The sequence below is a fragment of the Nocardioides agariphilus genome (assembly GCF_015352445.1).
Taxonomy (GTDB): Bacteria; Actinomycetota; Actinomycetes; order Propionibacteriales; family Nocardioidaceae; genus Nocardioides; species Nocardioides agariphilus.
The window spans coordinates 72,558-89,542 of the sequence record NZ_JADKPO010000006.1; the positions used below are offsets into that span (position 1 = coordinate 72,558).

The 16,985-nt window shown below is 69.7% G+C and carries 17 protein-coding genes; 15 read left to right on the forward strand and 2 right to left on the reverse strand.

Annotated features, from left to right (window positions below; all coding sequences use genetic code 11):
- Positions 1-19 precede the first annotated feature (19 nt).
- The 8 genes from ISU10_RS06115 (at position 20) to ISU10_RS06150 (ending at position 10,232) form a co-directional block, all read left to right on the forward strand.
- On the forward strand, positions 20-778 hold the full coding sequence (locus ISU10_RS06115) for a DivIVA domain-containing protein (protein ID WP_194695489.1): 759 nt from the start codon (positions 20-22) through the stop codon (positions 776-778).
- A gap of 205 nt (positions 779-983) precedes the next feature.
- Positions 984-1,952: a TraR/DksA family transcriptional regulator gene (locus ISU10_RS06120; protein ID WP_194695490.1), complete on the forward strand. Its 969-nt coding sequence runs from the start codon at positions 984-986 to the stop codon at positions 1,950-1,952.
- Positions 1,925-2,485 carry a signal peptidase II gene (gene lspA / locus ISU10_RS06125; protein ID WP_194695491.1) on the forward strand — a complete coding sequence of 187 codons (561 nt, stop codon included), beginning with the start codon at positions 1,925-1,927 and terminating at the stop codon, positions 2,483-2,485. The genes ISU10_RS06120 and lspA overlap by 28 nt, the downstream gene beginning before the upstream one ends.
- Positions 2,482-3,417: an RluA family pseudouridine synthase gene (locus ISU10_RS06130; RefSeq protein ID WP_370864830.1), complete on the forward strand. Its 936-nt coding sequence runs from the start codon at positions 2,482-2,484 to the stop codon at positions 3,415-3,417. The genes lspA and ISU10_RS06130 overlap by 4 nt, the downstream gene beginning before the upstream one ends.
- Before the next feature lie 74 nt (positions 3,418-3,491).
- On the forward strand, positions 3,492-4,202 hold the full coding sequence (locus ISU10_RS06135) for a GNAT family N-acetyltransferase (protein ID WP_370864831.1): 711 nt from the start codon (positions 3,492-3,494) through the stop codon (positions 4,200-4,202).
- Positions 4,203-4,386: 184 nt separating this feature from the next.
- Complete coding sequence (dnaE, locus tag ISU10_RS06140; protein ID WP_194695493.1) at positions 4,387-7,956, forward strand: DNA polymerase III subunit alpha; 3,570 nt, start codon at positions 4,387-4,389, stop codon at positions 7,954-7,956.
- Complete coding sequence (locus ISU10_RS06145; RefSeq protein ID WP_194695494.1) at positions 7,953-8,471, forward strand: hypothetical protein; 519 nt, start codon at positions 7,953-7,955, stop codon at positions 8,469-8,471. Before dnaE ends, ISU10_RS06145 begins: the two co-directional genes overlap by 4 nt.
- Before the next feature lie 78 nt (positions 8,472-8,549).
- Entirely contained in the window at positions 8,550-10,232 is a 1,683-nt protein-coding gene (locus ISU10_RS06150; protein ID WP_194695495.1) for a DUF3352 domain-containing protein, read from the forward strand.
- Here the strand turns inward: ISU10_RS06150 and ybaK are convergent.
- Both ybaK and ISU10_RS06160 read right to left on the reverse strand, forming a co-directional pair.
- On the reverse strand, positions 10,219-10,686 hold the full coding sequence (ybaK, locus tag ISU10_RS06155; RefSeq protein ID WP_194695496.1) for a Cys-tRNA(Pro) deacylase: 468 nt from the start codon (positions 10,684-10,686) through the stop codon (positions 10,219-10,221). The two genes, ISU10_RS06150 and ybaK, sit on opposite strands and share 14 nt — an antisense overlap.
- A gap of 10 nt (positions 10,687-10,696) precedes the next feature.
- On the reverse strand, positions 10,697-11,359 hold the full coding sequence (locus ISU10_RS06160) for an LON peptidase substrate-binding domain-containing protein (RefSeq protein ID WP_194695497.1): 663 nt from the start codon (positions 11,357-11,359) through the stop codon (positions 10,697-10,699).
- Between the two features lie 81 nt (positions 11,360-11,440).
- Here ISU10_RS06160 and hisD point away from each other — a divergent pair, with 81 nt between their 5' ends.
- Genes hisD through hisF form a run of 7 tightly spaced genes read left to right on the forward strand, consistent with a single transcriptional unit; the run spans position 11,441 to position 16,983 of the window.
- Positions 11,441-12,748, forward strand: a complete 1,308-nt coding sequence (hisD, locus tag ISU10_RS06165; RefSeq protein ID WP_194695498.1) for a histidinol dehydrogenase — start codon at positions 11,441-11,443, stop codon at positions 12,746-12,748.
- Positions 12,745-13,848 (forward strand): histidinol-phosphate transaminase, encoded by a 1,104-nt coding sequence (locus tag ISU10_RS06170; RefSeq protein WP_194695499.1) that lies wholly within the window; start codon positions 12,745-12,747, stop codon positions 13,846-13,848. The genes hisD and ISU10_RS06170 overlap by 4 nt, the downstream gene beginning before the upstream one ends.
- Complete coding sequence (gene hisB, locus ISU10_RS06175; protein ID WP_194695500.1) at positions 13,848-14,447, forward strand: imidazoleglycerol-phosphate dehydratase HisB; 600 nt, start codon at positions 13,848-13,850, stop codon at positions 14,445-14,447. Before ISU10_RS06170 ends, hisB begins: the two co-directional genes overlap by 1 nt.
- 19 nt (positions 14,448-14,466) lie before the next feature.
- Positions 14,467-15,087, forward strand: coding sequence for an imidazole glycerol phosphate synthase subunit HisH (gene hisH, locus ISU10_RS06180; protein ID WP_370864862.1), 621 nt, complete (start codon positions 14,467-14,469; stop codon positions 15,085-15,087).
- A 7-nt stretch (positions 15,088-15,094) separates the two neighbouring features.
- A complete protein-coding gene (locus ISU10_RS06185; RefSeq protein WP_194695502.1) occupies positions 15,095-15,418 on the forward strand; it encodes a hypothetical protein in 324 nt (107 codons plus the stop codon).
- A gap of 42 nt (positions 15,419-15,460) precedes the next feature.
- Positions 15,461-16,210 (forward strand): bifunctional 1-(5-phosphoribosyl)-5-((5-phosphoribosylamino)methylideneamino)imidazole-4-carboxamide isomerase/phosphoribosylanthranilate isomerase PriA, encoded by a 750-nt coding sequence (gene priA / locus ISU10_RS06190; protein WP_194695503.1) that lies wholly within the window; start codon positions 15,461-15,463, stop codon positions 16,208-16,210.
- The gene (gene hisF / locus ISU10_RS06195) at positions 16,207-16,983 is read left to right on the forward strand and encodes an imidazole glycerol phosphate synthase subunit HisF (RefSeq protein WP_194695504.1); all 777 of its coding nucleotides are present in this window, start codon (positions 16,207-16,209) and stop codon (positions 16,981-16,983) included. The genes priA and hisF overlap by 4 nt, the downstream gene beginning before the upstream one ends.
- The last annotated feature ends 2 nt before the right edge of the window (positions 16,984-16,985 follow it).

The window sequence follows — 16,985 nt, forward strand, 5'->3', positions numbered from 1 at the left end:
ACATGAATTGGGTGAGGTCATGCCGCTGACGCCAGAGGACGTGAGCAACAAGCGTTTTACGCCAGTCCGCCTGCGCGAGGGCTACGACATGGGGGAGGTCGACCAGTTCCTCGACGAGGTCGAGGCCGAGCTCGCTCGCCTGACCAAGGAGAACGACGAGCTGAGGACCAAGCTCTCTGCGGCGCAGCAAGGCGACGGCGCATCGTTCGCGAGGGCAGAGCCCGAGCCCGAGCCGTACGTCGCTGCGACGCCCGAGCCTGAGCCGGAGCCCCAGCCTGAGCCGGAGCCCTACCGCGCTCCGGTCGCCGAGACGCCGGTCGAGACGATCCGCGTCGAGACGGTGCCCGAGGCATCCAACGCGGCAGCCCGGCTGCTCGAGCTCGCGACCCGCAACGCCGACGAGCTCGTCGATGACGCCAAGAACCAGGCCGACAGGATCATCGGCGAGGCCCGCACCAAGGCCGAGCGCCTCGAGTCCGAGGCCAAGAGCAACGCCGATCGTCTCGAGGCCGACGCCCGCAGCCGCGCGCAGATGCTCGACTCCGAGACCGCCCAGAAGCGCCAGATCATGTTCGGCGACCTGGAGAAGGAGCAGGAGAAGCTCAACAGCGAGGTCGAGAACCTGCGGCAGTTCGAGCGCGAGTACCGTTCGCGCCTGCGCAGCTACTTCAGCCAGCAGCTGGAACTGCTCAACAACGGCGAGACCAGCGCGCCCAGTGGCGAGGAGCAGCCCCAGCCGAAGCGACTCCGGTCGATCCTCGGCGAGGACGACGGCTGAGCGCTAGCAAGACACCCGGTCCCTTGCCTCACCCCTAGGGACTAGACAGCGGCCGACCCCCTGGGGTCGGCCGCTGTCGTGCGTGGCGAGCCTGTTTGAAGCCTCCCATCGGGGGCGTTACCCTCCGTGCCACGACGCGTGGCGGCTGTGCTCCAAGCCGGAGCCCTCGGACGTCACCCCAGGCCCCAGGGAAGGCCGGCACCCGATGGCTCGTACCTCCACCCGGAAGACGACGGCCGCACCAGCCAAGAAGACCGCTTCCGCTACCGCGAAGAAGGCGTCTGCGGCGAAGAAGGCGGCACCTGTCAAGAAGGCCGCTCCGGCCAAGAAGGCTCCGGCGAAGAAGACGGCTCCGGCCAAGAAGACGGCTCCGGCCAAGAAGACGGCTCCGGCCAAGAAGACGGCTCCGGCCAAGAAGACGGCTCCGGCCAAGAAGGCGGCTGCGGCGAAGAAGGCGGCTCCGGCCAAGAAGGCGGCTGCGGCGAAGAAGGCGGCTCCGGCCAAGAAGGCGGCTCCGGCCAAGAAGGCCGCCCCGGTCAAGAAGGCCGCCCCGGCGAAGAAGGCCCCGGCGAAGAAGGCACCGGTCAAGCGCGCCACGGCTGCGGTCGCCAAGAAGGCTCCCGCCAAGAAGGCTCCCGCCAAGAAGGCTCCCGCCAAGAAGGCTCCCGCCAAGAAGGCGACGACCGCGAAGAGGACCACTCCTGCCCGTGACGCTGGCACCGCGGTGGCCACCCGCCCGACGCAGTCGAGCTCTCGGGCCGCGGCCGCGCGCAAGGCTGTCAGCGCCTTGGTGGTCAAGGAGGGGGAGGGCGCCTGGACGAAGGCCGAGATCAAGGAGGTCCTCTCCGAGCTGCACGCGGACCGTGATCGCGTCGTCCGCACGCTCTCGGGTCAAGAGGCCGAGCTCGACAAGCTGATGCGCGATGCCGGTGACGGCGCGGGACACGATCAGGCAGACATGGGCGCGACCAGCTTCGAGCGTGACCAGGAGATCATCGTGGTCCACAACGAACGCGAGAAGCTGGCCCAGATCGACAGGGCGTTGGCTCGCATCGCCGACGGCACCTACGGCATCTGCGAGTCCTGCGGCAACCCCATCGGCAAGATGCGGGCCATGGCCTTCCCCCGTGCCACACTGTGCATGACATGCAAGCAGCGCGAGGAGCGTCGCTGACACACAGCGACGCCCGGTCATCTGACCATAGCGACCGCCGCCGCACTTCGCGCACGATCTTCGTCGTCGTCGCTGTGACGGCGTACTCCGTCGACGTGCTGGCGAAGATCTGGGCCGTGCAGCGGCTCGATGACGGCGACATCGAGGTGCTGGGCGACTGGTTCCGGCTGCACCTGGTGCGCAACCCCGGTGCGGCGTTCAGCACGGGCGAGAGCTTCACCGTCGTGTTCAGCCTGGTGGCGATCGCGGCAGTCTGCGTGGTGCTGTGGTTCAGCCGCAGGCTCGGCAACCGGGTCTGGGCGGTCGCGCTCGGCCTCCTGCTCGCCGGCATCAGCGGCAACCTGACCGACCGGCTGCTGCGTGATCCCGGTCCGTTGCGCGGGCACGTGGTCGACCTCTTCTCGGTGCCGCACTGGCCGGTCTTCAACGTGGCCGACGTCTGCATCGACATCGCCGCCGGCCTGATCCTGCTGCAGGCCTTCCGCAATGTCCGGCTCGACGGCCGCACGGCCGAGACGGGCAAGCACCAGTGACCGCGGTGGACCACCGGGTGCTCGCCGTGCCCGAGGGGCTCGCGGGCGAGCGGCTCGACGCCGCCATGGCGCGGTTGTTCGGCCTCTCGCGCACTCGCGCCGCCGACCTCATCAGCGCGGGCCACGTCACGATCGACGGGGCCGCCGCGGCCAAGAGCGAGCGCCTGGTGCCAGGGAGCATGCTCGAGGTTGCGATCCCCTCACAGGCAGATCCTTTGGAGGTGGTCCCCGAGATCGTCGAAGGGATCAAGATCCTCCACGACGACGACTCGATCGTGGTGATCGACAAGCCCGTGGGCGTCGCGGTGCACCCCTCGCCCGGGTGGACGGGTCCGACGGTCGTAGGCCACCTCACCGCCGCCGGCTTCAGGATCGCCACCAGCGGTGCCTCCGAACGACAAGGGATCGTCCAACGGCTCGACGTCGGCACGTCGGGGGTGATGGTGATCTGCAAGGGCGAGCGCGCCTACTCGGTGCTCAAGAACGCCTTCCGCCATCGCACGGTCGACAAGGTCTACCACGCCCTGGTGCAAGGCCACCCGGACCCGCTCGAGGGCACCATCGACGCACCGATCGGGCGACACCCGAAGGCCGACTACAAGTACGCCGTGATGGCCGACGGCCGTCACAGCGTGACGCACTACGAGACGCTCGAGGCGCACCGATTCGCCTCGTTGCTCGAGGTCCATCTCGAGACCGGCCGCACCCACCAGATCCGCGTGCACATGAGCGCGCTCAAGCACCCGTGCGTCGGTGACCTGACCTACGGCGCCGATCCGACCCTGGCCCAGCGCCTCGGGCTCGAGCGGCAGTGGCTGCACGCGACCCGTCTCGGCTTCGACCACCCGGACTCGGGTGAGTACGTCGAGTACAGCGCGACCTACCCTGAGGATCTGTCTGCCGCTCTCGAGGTCGTGCGCGGGCTGGACTGACCCTCCGGCCGCGTCACTGCCGGATGCGCTGGTGCGCTGGTGCCGCACCTGGCCAGGTCTGGCACCCTGGCTCGGTGAGCGAGGACCTGCGCGTGCGCCCGGCGGAGGCCGACGAGTCCGCCCCTCTTGCGGAGCTCTACGGACGCTCCCGCGCTGCGGCCCGGATGCCGCCGGGCGTCCACACGGCCGAGGAGGACCGGGCCTGGTTCGCTGCACGACTGCGCGACGGCGAGCACGAGCTGTGGGTGGCCGAGCGCGACGGTCCGTTGTTGGGCTATGCCATGGCGACCCGCACCTGGCTCGACCACCTCTTCGTGGACCCGCAGGCCCAGGGACGCGGCGTCGGTGGTGTGCTCCTGGACACCGTCAAGGGCGTGCGACCGGGCGGCTTCTGCCTGTGGGTCTTCGAGGTCAACGCGCCGGCCAGGGAGTTCTACCGTCGGCGCGGGCTGGTCGAGCTCGAGCGGACCGACGGCTCGGGCAACGAGGAGCACGCACCCGACGTACGGATGGCCTGGCCGGGCCTCGATCCGATGGCCTTCTACCGAGGGCTGATCGACGAGGTGGACGACTCGCTCGGTGAGCTCTTGTCGCGTCGGGTCGCCCTGACCAGGGCGGTGCAGGCCGTCAAGCCCTCCACGGACCGCGACCATGCGCGTGAGCGCGAGATCGCCGAGCGGCTCGCAGGGATCGCGCCCGAGCTGGGAGCCGACCGGCTGCTTCGGATCGTGCAGACGCTCATCACCGAGAGCCTCGAGGTAGCCGGAGAAGACGGGTCGAGGTGAGGGTCGGCGCGGCCGGTGCCGGGGGTCGGAGCGGGGGAACATGGGACTGTCGGCGCGTGGTGGCACCATCTGATCCCGGCCCGGTTACGCTGGCGACCTTCCCCTCATGGTCGCCCGGCGCCCGGCCGCGGCTGGTTCGGCGCGCCCGCGCCCACGAGCGAGTGAGAAGGAGTCGCGACACCTCATGACGACGGGCCGAGACGACTCCTTCGTCCACCTGCACGTCCACACCGAGTACTCCATGCTCGACGGCGCCGCGCGCCTGGGACCGTTGACCCAACGGGTGGCCGACCTCGGCATGCCGGCTGTCGCGATGACCGATCACGGCAACGTCTTCGGGGCCTACGAGTTCTCCAAGGCGGCGCGGGCAGCGGGCGTCAAGCCGATCATCGGCATGGAGGCCTACGCCGCGCCCAACATCAGCCGATTCGAGCGCAAGGGCGTCAACTTCTACGACGGCGGCTCCGACGACGTATCCGCACGCGGCGCCTACACCCACATGACCCTGCTGTCGGAGTCGACCGAGGGCATGCACAACCTGTTCCGGCTCTCGACGGGGGCTTGGCGCGACGGCTTCTTCAAGCAGCCCCGCCTCGACCGGGAGCTGCTCGCCCAGCACAGCAAGGGCATCATCGCCACGACCGGCTGCCCGTCGGGAGAGGTGCAGGTCCACCTGCGCTACGGCAACTACGAGGCTGCCCGGCAGGCAGCCGCCGACCACCAGGACATCTTCGGCCGCGAGAGCTACTTCCTCGAGCTGATGGACCACGACCTACCGCTCGAGAACCGCGTGCGCGACGGGCTGCTGCGGTTGTCCAAGGACCTCCGCATCCCGCTGCTGGCCACCAACGACTCCCACTACGTCGACGAGAAGGACGCTCTGTCGCAAGAGCACCTGCTCTGTATCAACTCCGGATCGACGATGGACATCCCCGCGGGTGACGGACCCGGACAGCGGTTCGCGTTCTCCGGCACCGGCTACTACGTCAAGAGTGCCGCGCAGATGCGTGGACTGTGGGTGGACAAGCACGGTCTGCGCGAGGCCTGCGACAACACCTTGCTGATCGCCGAGCGCTGCGATGTCGCCTTCACCGAGGGCAACGGCACCTTCATGCCTCGCTTCCCCTGCCCGCCCGGCGAGGACGAGACCTCCTGGCTGCTCAAGGAGGTCGAGACGGGTCTGCGGTTCCGCTACCCGGACGGCGCGACCGACGAGATCCGCCAGCGCGCGGAGTTCGAGCTCGGCGTGATCACCCAGATGGGCTTCAGCGGCTACTTCCTCGTCGTCGCCGACTTCATCAACTGGGCCAAGAACAACGGCATCCGGGTCGGTCCGGGCCGCGGCTCGGGCGCGGGCTCCATCGTGGCCTACGCCTTGCGCATCACCGATCTCGACCCGCTTGTCCACGGCTTGCTGTTCGAGCGGTTCCTCAACCCGGACCGCGTCTCGATGCCTGACTTCGACATCGACTTCGACGAGCGCCGTCGTGGCGAGGTCATCAAGTACGTCACCGACAAGTACGGCGACGACCGCGTCTCGATGATCGTCACCTACGGCACGATCAAGTCCAAGCAGGCCATCAAGGACTCCTCCCGCATCCTCGGCTACCCCTTCGCCATGGGCGACCGGGTCACCAAGGCGATGCCGCCGGCGGTGATGGGCAAGGACGTCCCGCTCCAGGAGCTGTTCAACCCCGAGCACAAGCGCTACTCCGAGGGCGGGGAGTTCCGCTCTCTGGTCGAGTCCGACCCCGACGTGCGCAAGGTGGTCGACACCGCCATCGGCATCGAGGGCCTCAAGCGGCAGTGGGGCGTGCACGCGGCCGGCGTGATCATGTCCAGCGAGCCGCTGCTCGACATCATCCCGATGCTCAAGCGGCCGGCCGACGGCGCGATGATCACGCAGTTCGACTACCCGACGTGCGAGTCCCTGGGCCTGATCAAGATGGACTTCCTGGGCCTGCGCAACCTGACCGTGATCGACGACTGCGTCAAGAACATCGAGACCAACCGCGGCGAGACCGTGGTGCTGGAGGAGCTCGCCCTCGACGACCCGGCGACCTACCAGTTGCTCCAGAAGGGCGACACGCTCGGGGTCTTCCAGCTCGACGGCGGACCGATGCGCGCTCTGCTGCGTTCGATGCGACCCGATGAGTTCAAGGACATCTCGGCTGTCGGCGCGCTCTATCGTCCGGGGCCGATGGGCATGGACTCCCACAACAAGTACGCCCGCCGCAAGACCGGCCGCGAGCCCGTCGTGGCCATCCATCCCGAACTGGCCGAGCCACTGGCCGAGATCCTCGACGAGACCTACGGCCTGCTGGTCTATCAGGAGCAGGTGATGGCCATCGTGCGGAAGGTCGCCGGCTACTCCCTGGGCCAGGCCGACCTGCTGCGCAAGGCGATGGGCAAGAAGAAGAAGGAGATCCTCGACGCCGAGTACCTCCCCTTCTCCGAGGGCATGGTGGCAAACGGCTTCAGCAAGGGTGCGATCGACGCACTGTGGGCGGTGCTGGTCCCGTTCTCCGACTACGCCTTCAACAAGGCCCACTCAGCGGCCTACGGACTGGTCTCCTACTGGACGGCCTATCTCAAGGCCAACTACCCCCCCGAGTACATGGCCGCGCTCCTGACGTCCGTCAAGGACGACAAGGACAAGATGGCGATCTACCTCAACGAGTGTCGGCGGATGAAGATCCAGGTGCTCCCGCCTGACGTCAACGAGTCCGCGACCAACTTCACCCCCGTCGGCCGCGACATCCGCTTCGGTCTGACCGCGGTGCGCAACGTCGGTCACAACGTGGTCTCCGGCATCGTCGAGGCACGCGAGCAGAAGGGCCGCTACGCCGACTTCAACGACTTCATGGACAAGGTGCCGGCCCTGGTCTGCAACAAGCGCGTCCTGGAGTCGCTGGTCAAGGCCGGCGCGTTCGACGACATGAAGCACAAGCGGCGGGCGCTGGTCGCCATCCACGAGACCGCCGTCGACCAGTACGTCGACATCAAGCGCAACGAGGCGATCGGCCAGGACTCGCTGTTCGCCGGCTTGGACGGACTCGACGGCGCAGGGGGTGGCAGCAGCTTCGGCATCTCGGTCACCGTGCCCGACCTCGACGAGTGGGACAAGATGACGCTGCTGGGCCACGAGCGGGAGATGTTGGGGCTCTACGTCTCCGACCACCCGCTGCTCGGCCTGGAGCACGTGTTGTCGCAGGGCACCGACTGCACCATCGGCCAGCTGCTCCTCGACGAGGACCGGCCCGACGGCAGCTACGTCACGATCAGCGGTCTGGTGACCTCGGTGCAACGCAAGATCACCAAGAAGGGCGACTCCTGGGCCATCGTGCAGCTCGAGGACCTCGACGGTGGCATCGAGGTGCTGATGTTCCCCAGCACCTACCAGCTGGCCAGCACCTACCTCGTCGAGGACGCCATCATCACCGTGCGTGGCTCCCTGTCTCGCGACAAGGACACCCCCGCGATCCGGGCCCAAGAGGTCACGGTTCCCGACCTCTCCGAGGGGCCGACGGGCCCGGTGGTGATCCGGCTGCCCTCCACCCGGTGCACCCCCCCGGTCGTCGAGAAGCTCACCGAGGTACTGCGCACCCACCCCGGCATGACCGAGGTCCACCTCCAGCTGCTCGCGCGCGACTCCACCCAGGTGCTGCGGCTGCCGGCGCACCGGGTGACCGCGAGCCCGGCCCTGTTCGCCGACCTCAAGCAGCTGCTCGGGCCGGGGTGTCTGATCCCATGAGCCAGCGTCGTGGGTTGGTGTTCGCGATGGCCGTGCTCGGTGCCTACGCCCTGGCCGGGCTGTTCGGTGGCTGGATGTGGCACGAGCTGTGGCAGCCGTCCGCTGGGGTGGTCGTCGACCACCAGTGGTACGCCGACGGCAACGCGCTGCGCGAGGAGTTCTCCGGCACGGCCCTCTATGTCTTGGTGTCCGCCGGGATCGGCCTGGTGCTCGGCGTCGTGTTCGCCCTGGTCGGCGGCGTTCGGCCGATGCTGACCCTGCTCACGTGCGTGGCAGGAGCCCTGCTGGCCGGGTGGCTGATGGCCCGGCTCGGCCAACGCCTCGGGCCGGCGGATCCCGCCGAGCTTGCGCTGCGGGCCGAGGACGGCACGAGGCTCCCGAGTGCGCTGACCGTGTCCGGGCTGACCCCCCAGCTCTCGTTCGCCCTGGGGTCGCTGGCCGCGCTCGGTGCGATCTTCACACTCTTCAGCGGCAAGGCGCCCGAAGCGACCTTCGCCGCGGAACCTCGCGGGTAGGCTCTTCGTCCGAGAGCACGACCGCGGCCCGCCCCAACTGTCCCGGGGACACGCCGCCCGATCCGACGGGGGACGACCGTGTCCGACACCTACTCCAGCGCGTCCGAGCCGCCCTACCCGCAGGGGGGTCAGCAGCCCGCGGCCCCTGAGTACCTCGAGGCGGGGAGTGGGTCTCCGCTGTCCCCCGAGACGCCGACTCCTGCCGCCTCGGGTGGCGGTCGTCGACGAGGCCTGCTGATCGGAGGCGGCATCGCGGCTCTCGCCGTGATCGGCGTCGGCGCCTGGGCGGCCGCCCAGTTCTTCAGCACCGGCGCCCAGCCCGCCGAGGCGCTGCCGGCCAGCACTATCGGTTACGCGAGCATCGACCTGGATCCCAGCGGTGCCCAGAAGATCGAGGCGCTCCGCACGCTCAACAAGTTCCCGGCGTTCAAGGAGCACTTCGGCCTCGATGCCGGAGACGACATCCGCGAGTCGATCTTCGATGAGCTCGACGTGCCCCAGGACTGCCAGCTGTTCTACAAGGAGGACATCGAGCCCTGGCTCGGGTCGCGGTTGGCCGTGGCCGCCGTCGACCTCGGCGACACGGACCCCGCCGTGGTCGGTGTGCTGCAGGTCAAGGACGCCGACGCGGCCGACGCGGGACTGACCAAGATCCGGGCCTGCGGGTCGGAGGGCTCCGATCCCACCGGTGGGTGGGTGATCGACGGCGACTGGGCGATCCTTGCCGAGAGCGACAAGCAGGCCCAGGCAGTCGTCGACACAGCCGACAAGGCCACCTTGGCCGACGACCCGGAGTTCAAGGAGCTCACCTCCGCCGCCGGGTCCGCGGGCATCGCCACGGTGTACGCCGCGCCCGAGGCCGGCAAGTACTTCGGCGACTCGATGGGCCAGTTGAGCGGCCTCGCCGGAGATCTCGAGCAGGGGCTGACCGGCACCGACAACCTCGGCGAGCTGGGCGACGCCGCACCGACGGGGAACTCACCGCTGTCCAACTTCAAGGGCATGGCCGCGACCGTGCGGTTCGACAACGGCGCGCTCGAGATCGAAGGGGCGGGCGACAGCGGCATCGACATGTCCAAGACGCTGGGCACTGGTCGCGGCGGCGACGTGGTCGAGACCCTCCCAGCAGCCACTGCAGTGGCGTTCGGGATGGGCTTCGACAAGGGCTGGCTGACGCAGCTCGTCGAGCAGGTCGCGTCGTTCTCCGGTGGCGAGATGACCGCCGACGACCTGTTCGAGGAGGCGTCGGCCGCCACCGGTCTCGACCTGCCACAGGACGGCGAGGCGCTGTTCGGCGAGTCGGCAGCCCTGATGTTCGGCTCCGACTTCGACCCCGAGGCGTTCTTCAACTCCGGCAGCCCCAGCGACATCCCGATCGCGATGAAGGTCAAGGGCGATGACAAGGCCGCCATCGCCGTGCTCGAGAAGATCCTGGCCCAGCAGCCGGACGCCTCGAAGTACCTCGGTCTCGACAGCGACGCCGGCTACTTCGCGATCGGCCCCGGCACCGAGCTGCGCACGGCGATCCTGGGCAACGGTGAGCTGGGCAAGACCGAGGTCTACCAGGACGTGATCCGCGAGTCCGACAAGGCGAGTGCGGTGCTGTTCGTCAACTTCAACGCGGGCGACGACTGGCTGGTCAAGGTAGCCGGTGACGACCCGACCATTGCCGAGAACCTCAAGCCGCTGGCAGGGTTCGGGATCGACACGTGGCAAGACGACGACTGGACCCACGGAGTCCTGCGCATCACCACCGACTGACGTCTGCGGTGATCGCCCCGGTCGCCTCGACGAGGTCCGCCGGGGCGATCGCCAGGTCCAGGCCCCGGCGTCCACCGGAGACGTAGATCGCGTCCCACATCATCGAGGTCTCGTCGAGGACCGTGCGGTGCGTGCGCTTCTGCCCGACGGGCGAGATGCCTCCGGTGACGTAGCCGGTCGCGCGCTCGGCCGCCTTGGGGTCGGCCATCGCGGCCTTGCTCCCACCCAGCGCGCGCGCCAGCGCCTTGAGGTCCAGCTTGGCCGACACGGGCAGCACTGCCACGACGAGCGAGCCGTCGAGGTCGGCCAACAAGGTCTTGAACACCTGGTCGGGATCGACTCCCAGCGCCTCGGCGGCCTCCAGACCGAACGAGGTGGCCCGCGGGTCGTGGTCGTACTCGTGGACCGTGAAGGGGATGCCGGCCCGTGTCAGGGCGGCAACAGCTGGGGTCATGTCGCCGTCGTCAGTTGGGCGACCAGCGCGTGCGGGCGACCTCGGTGGCCGGCAACGAGGGGATGACGTTCATCGCGCGCAGCTCGGTGCGCAGCAGCTGGGTGACCATCGCCAGCCGGGCGCCGGCGTCCTCGGCCTCCAGCAGTGCCTGGCGCTCGTGCAGGGGGAGCGGTGCGACCGCGGCCAGGGTCCACGACAGGTACGCCGGGTCCTGCGGCAGAGGGAAGGGATAGGGGTCCTCGCGGTACGCGGCCAGCAGCGTCCGATAGGCCACGAAGGTGGCTTGAGCGAGCTCGACGACCTCGTCGTCAACGTGGCTCGGGGCCTCGGGCCGCTCCACGACGTGCCCGACCGGATAGGCACCAGTGACATCGAGCCGTTCGAGCGAGATGCGCTCCATGCCGACCGCCACGAGGCTGAAGGTGCCGTCGGGATTGGACTCGACGTCGGTCATCTTGACCCGACAGCCGATCTTGAACAGCGACTGGGCGCCATGCTCGCCGACCTCGTAGCCCTCGCGGATGCCGACCGAGCCGAAGTACCGCTCTTCGGGCTCGACGCGGAGCAGGTGGTGCACCAGTGCCCGGTAGCGGTCCTCGAAGACGGTCAGCGGCACGCTGACACCGGGGAACAGCACCGCGTTGAGCGGGAACATCGGCAGCGTCGTCGCCACTCCTCGACCTTAACCCCCGGCAGTCCCACCGCTGGGCACCACCGCCGAGAGGTGGGCGCCCGACTCCTAGACTTGCTGCCCATGATGCGGCGGATCGACCTGCGTGGAGCCTCCACTGCTGTCGACTATCGCGCGGCCGTCCCCCGCGCGGAGGTCGACGTGGAGGCCGCGCTGCATGCCGTCCGCCCGATCTGCGAGGCGGTCAGAACCCGAGGCGTCGAGGCCATCTCGGAGCTCAGCCTGCGCTTCGACGGCGTCGCTCCGGACAACATCCGCGTGCCTGCGAGCGCCCTGGCCAAGGCGCTGGAGACTCTCGACCCGGCGGTCCGCGCGGGCCTTGAGGAGTCCATCCGACGGCTGAGGGCGTCGTGTGAGGCTGAGCGCGAGAGCGACACCGTCACGACCTACGGCGCCGCGACGGTGACCCACCGCATCGTGCCGGTAGGACGCGTCGGCCTCTACGTCCCCGGCGGCGTGGCGCCGCTCGTATCCAGCGTCGTGATGAACGTCGTGCCGGCCCAGGTCGCGGGCGTGGGCTCGATCGCGCTCACCTCCTCGCCGCAGAAGGACCACGGTGGACTTCCGCACCCGACGATCCTGGCTGCCTGCGCGCTGTTGGGCATCGAGGAGGTCTACGCCGTCGGCGGCGCCCAGGCGATCGCGATGTTCGCCTATGGCGCCGGTCCCTGCGCCCCCGTCGACCTCGTGACCGGCCCAGGATCGATCCACACCGTCGCTGCCAAGCGGCTGCTCAAGGGGATCGTCGGCATCGACTCGGAGGCGGGCCCGACCGAGATCGCGATACTCGCCGACGACAGCGCGGAGGCGGCCTTCGTCGCCGCCGACCTGATCAGCCAGGCCGAGCACGACGTCCTGGCTGCGAGTGTCCTGGTGACGCCGAGCGAGCAACTCGCCGACGACGTCGATGCCGAGCTCGAGAAGCAGGTCTTCGCCACGCGCCACTCCGAGCGCATCCGCACCGCACTGACCGCGCGGCAGTCGGCGATCGTGCTCGTCGACGACCTCGAGCAGGGTCTTGCGGTCGTCGACGCCTACGCTGCGGAGCACCTCGAGATCCAGACCGTCGATGCAGCGGCCTGGGCCGCCCGGGTGCGCAACGCCGGGGCGATCTTCGTCGGGTCGTTCGCGCCGGTGTCGTTGGGTGACTACTGCGCCGGCTCCAACCACGTCCTGCCGACCGGTGGCTGCGCCTGCTACTCCTCGGGGCTGTCGGTGCGCGCCTTCCTCAAGTCCATGCATGTGGTCGACTACGGCCGCGACGCACTGGCCGAGGTGGCCGACCACGTGGTCGACCTCGCCGAGGCCGAGGACCTGCCGGCTCACGGGGCTGCGGTCAGGATCCGACTGACACACGAGTCAGGGTCATGACGTTTCCGCCCCTGCGCGAGGACCTCGTCGGCCTCGCGCCGTACGGTGCGCCACAGCTCGACGTACCCGTGCAGCTCAACGTCAACGAGAACCCCTACCCGCCGTCCCCGGAGGTGGTGGCCGACATCGCGGCGTCGGTCGCAGCCGTGGCGGGCAGCCTGAACCGCTACCCCGACCGCGAGTTCGGTGAGCTGCGAGCTGCCCTGGCCGACTACCTCAACCGCGACGGCGGGGTCGGCATCACGCCGCGTCAGGTGTGGGCCGCCAACGGGTCCAACGAGGTGATGCTGCACCTGCTGCAGGCCTTCGGCGGCCCGGGCCGCACGGCGGTCAGCTTCGCTCCGACGTACTCGATGTACCCCGAGTACGCCCGCGACACCACCACCCGCTGGGTCGAGGGACGGCGCGAGAGCGACTTCTCCCTCGACCTCGACCGGGCGCGCGAGCTGGTCGAGCGGGAGCGGCCGACGGTCGTGCTCCTGCCCTCGCCCAACAACCCGACGGGCACGGCGCTGCCGTTGGACGCCGTTTCGGCGCTGTGCGAAGCAGCCGGTGACGGGTTGGTGGTCGTGGACGAGGCGTACGCCGAGTTCCGCCGCTCCGGCACTCCCAGCGCCTTGGAGCTCCTGCCCTCAACGCGCAACCTGGTGGTGTCGCGCACCATGAGCAAGGCGTTCGCCTTCGCCGGCGCGCGCCTGGGCTACCTCGCCGCCGCACCCGAGATCTGCGATGCCGTCCGGGTGGTGCGGCTGCCCTATCACCTCAGCGCCGTGACCCAGGCCGCCGCACTGGCTGCGCTCCGACACGCTGACGAGCTGCTGGCCAGAGTGCAGGAGCTGCGCTCCGAGCGCGATGCGACCGCCGCGTGGCTGGCGGCCCAGGGCCTCGAGGTGGCCCAGAGCGATGCCAACTTCGTGCTCTTCGGGAGGTACTCCGACCGGCACGCGGTCTGGCAGGGCCTGCTCGACCATGGGGTGCTGATCCGCGAGGTCGGTCCGTCCGGCTGGCTACGGGTCTCGATCGGCACGGCCGAGGAGATGGGAGCATTCAGGCACGCACTGACCGCGCTGGGGACACCCGTGCGCCTGGAGGAGGAGTGATGAGCCGCACCGCCACGGTCGACCGGCAGACCAAGGAGTCCAAGGTCCACGTCGAGGTCGACATCGACGGCACCGGCCGCTCCGACATCTCGACCGGGGTCGGCTTCTACGACCACATGCTGGCCTCGTTCGCGCGCCACTCCCTGGTCGACCTGACGGTGCAGACCGAGGGCGACACCCACATCGACGCCCACCACACCGTCGAGGACACCGCCATCGTCTTGGGCCAGGCGCTGCGCGAGGCGCTCGGTGACAAGTCCGGGATCCGCCGCTTCGGCGATGCCACCGTGCCCCTCGACGAGGCACTCGTGCAGGCCGTCGTGGATGTCTCTGGGCGCCCCTACTGCGTGCACACGGGGGAGCCCGACGCCCAGGCGTTCGTCGTGATCGGTGAGGCCTATCTCGGTTCGCTGACCCGTCACGTGTTCGAGACGATCGCCTTCCACGCCCAGATCGCGCTCCACGTGCGGGTGCTGTCAGGGCGCGACCCGCACCACCTGGTCGAGGCGCAGTTCAAGGCATTCGCCCGGGCGTTGCGCGATGCGGTGGCCATCGACCCGCGCGAGACCGGCGTGCCGTCGACCAAGGGCGCCCTCTAGAGGCGATGCCGTGAAGCAGGTGGTGGTGCTCGACTACGGGTCGGGCAACGTGCGCTCGGCTGTGCGCGCGCTCGAACGCGTGGGCGCCGAGGTCGTTCTCACCGCCGACCGTGCCGCGGCCCAGGAGGCCGAGGGCCTGGTCGTGCCGGGAGTCGGAGCGTTCGCGGCGTGCATGGCCGGGCTGCGCGCCGTACGCGGTCATGAGGTGATCGGCCGCCGGCTGGCAGGCGGACGACCCGTGCTCGGCATCTGCGTGGGCATGCAGATCCTGTTCGCCCGTGGCGTCGAGCACGGCGTCGAGACCGATGGCTGCGACGAGTGGCCGGGGGTCGTCGAGCGGATCCAGGCACCCGTGGTCCCCCACATGGGCTGGAACACCGTGGAGGTCCCGGAGGGCACTACCTTGCTCGCCGGCGTGGAAGCGGAGCGGTTCTACTTCGTGCACTCCTACGCCGTGCGCTCGTGGGAGCTGGAGACCCATGACCGCACCCGCGCGCCGCTGGTGACCTGGTCCGAGCACGGCGGAGACCGCTTCGTCGCCGCGGTCGAGAACGGGCCGTTGAGCGCTACCCAGTTCCACCCCGAGAAGTCCGGCGACGCGGGAGCGATGCTGCTGCGCAACTGGGTGGCGACGCTGTGAGGCCCTGGTGAGCAAGGAGCGCGCCCGGCGCCGCGCAGAGCGTGAGCGCCAGGCCGCGGCCAGGGCCCAGGCGCAGGCTCGCCAGGCCGCGCGCCGCTCCCGGTCGGCCGCGCGCAAGAAGGTCCTCACGACCTGGCTGCCACGTCCGCGGTTGATGCCCGGCGAGCTCGCCGCCCGCCGGCGACGGGAGCGGGCAGCGACGATCGCGATCCTTGTCGCCCTCAACCTGCTGGTGTGGATCGTCCGCCCCGACTGGGAGTCCCGCCTCGCCGCCGCGGCCGTCTCCCTGCTCGTCGCGCCTGTCCTCCACCTCTTCGTCCGCCGTACCTGACCCCGCGAGCTGCGGAAAGCGCGGATCTCTAGGGTGGGGCGCGTGGCGGACGCGAAGACGTACCTCGAGCTGCTGCCCGCCGTCGACATCGCCGATGGGCAGGCCGTGCAGCTCGTCCAGGGGGTGGCCGGGTCGGAGAAGAGGTTCGGGGATCCGGTGGCGGCCGCGTTGCGGTGGCAGGAGGCCGGGGCCGAGTGGATCCACCTGGTCGACCTCGATGCGGCCTTCGGGAGGGGCCACAACCGCGAGCTGCAGGCCGAGATCGTCGGCCGCCTCGACATCGACGTCGAGATGAGCGGAGGCATCCGAGACGACGAGTCACTGGCGGCCGCCATGGCTGCCGGCTGTCGCCGGGTCAACATCGGCACGGCCGCGCTCGAGACGCCCGAGTGGTGCGCCAGGGCCATCGCCCAATGGGGTGACCGGGTCGCGGTCGGGCTCGACGTACGCGGCCGCACCCTCGCCGCTCGCGGCTGGACGCGCGAAGGCGGTGACCTCTACGACGTCCTGGCGCGACTCGACGACGAGGGCTGCGCCCGATACGTCGTCACCGACGTCGCCAAGGACGGCATGCTGCAAGGTCCCAACATCCAGCTGCTGCGCGACGTCTGCGCCGTGACGCAGCGCCCGGTCGTGGCGAGCGGCGGCATCACCGAGCTGGACGACCTGCGAGCACTGATGGGCCTGGTCGGCGAGGGTGTCGAAGGGGCCATCATCGGCACCGCCCTCTACGAGGGCCGCTTCACTCTCCCCGCCGCCCTCGCGTTGACCCGGCCGGGTGAGCGGCCGTGAGTCTCGCCGTACGCGTCATCCCCTGTCTCGACGTCGATGGCGGCCGGGTCGTCAAGGGCGTGAACTTCCAAGATCTCCGCGACGCCGGCGATCCGGTCGAGCTGGCCGCGCTCTACGACCGCCAGGGTGCCGACGAGCTCACCTTCCTCGACATCTCGGCCTCCCACGAGGGTCGGGCGACCACCCTCGAGGTCGTCAGCCGCACCGCCGAGCAGGTCTTCATCCCGCTGACCGTCGGTGGGGGAGTCTCGAGCACCGACGACGTCGACACGCTGTTGCGGGCCGGTGCCGACAAGGTGGCCGTCAACACGGCCGCCATCCGCCGACCCGAGCTGGTCGCCGAGATCGCCGACCGCTTCGGCAACCAGGTACTCGTGCTGTCGGTCGACGCCCGCCGGGTCTCGACCGGCTCGGCCATCGACTGTCCGTCCGGCTTCGAGGTCACCACACACGGCGGGCGCACGTCAGCAGGACTCGACGCGGTGGCCTGGGCCAAGCGGGCGTGCGAGCTCGGCGCCGGGGAGATCCTGCTCAACGCGATGGACGCCGACGGCACTCGTGAGGGCTTCGACCTGGAGCTGATCCGGGCCGTACGCCGAGAGGTCACCGTCCCGATCATCGCGAGCGGAGGCGCGGGTGCGGCCGAGCACTTCCCGCCAGCCGTCGAGGCGGGCGCCGACGCGGTGCTGGCAGCCAGCGTCTTCCACTTCGGCACGCTGACGATCGGGGACGTCAAGGCCTCGCTCGGGGCGGCCGGCTGCGTCGTACGCTGACG

What these genes read in the sequence shown, in the direction of transcription:
- ISU10_RS06115 (WP_194695489.1), top strand. Translation starts at nt 20, where the DNA reads ATGCCGCTGACGCCAGAGGACGTGAGCAACAAGCGTTTTACGCCAGTC.
- ISU10_RS06120 (WP_194695490.1), top strand. Translation starts at nt 984, where the DNA reads ATGGCTCGTACCTCCACCCGGAAGACGACGGCCGCACCAGCCAAGAAG.
- lspA (WP_194695491.1), top strand. Translation starts at nt 1,925, where the DNA reads ATGCAAGCAGCGCGAGGAGCGTCGCTGACACACAGCGACGCCCGGTCA.
- dnaE (WP_194695493.1), top strand. Translation starts at nt 4,387, where the DNA reads ATGACGACGGGCCGAGACGACTCCTTCGTCCACCTGCACGTCCACACC.
- ISU10_RS06145 (WP_194695494.1), top strand. Translation starts at nt 7,953, where the DNA reads ATGAGCCAGCGTCGTGGGTTGGTGTTCGCGATGGCCGTGCTCGGTGCC.
- ybaK (WP_194695496.1), bottom strand. Translation starts at nt 10,686, where the DNA reads ATGACCCCAGCTGTTGCCGCCCTGACACGGGCCGGCATCCCCTTCACG.
- hisD (WP_194695498.1), top strand. Translation starts at nt 11,441, where the DNA reads ATGATGCGGCGGATCGACCTGCGTGGAGCCTCCACTGCTGTCGACTAT.
- ISU10_RS06170 (WP_194695499.1), top strand. Translation starts at nt 12,745, where the DNA reads ATGACGTTTCCGCCCCTGCGCGAGGACCTCGTCGGCCTCGCGCCGTAC.
- hisB (WP_194695500.1), top strand. Translation starts at nt 13,848, where the DNA reads ATGAGCCGCACCGCCACGGTCGACCGGCAGACCAAGGAGTCCAAGGTC.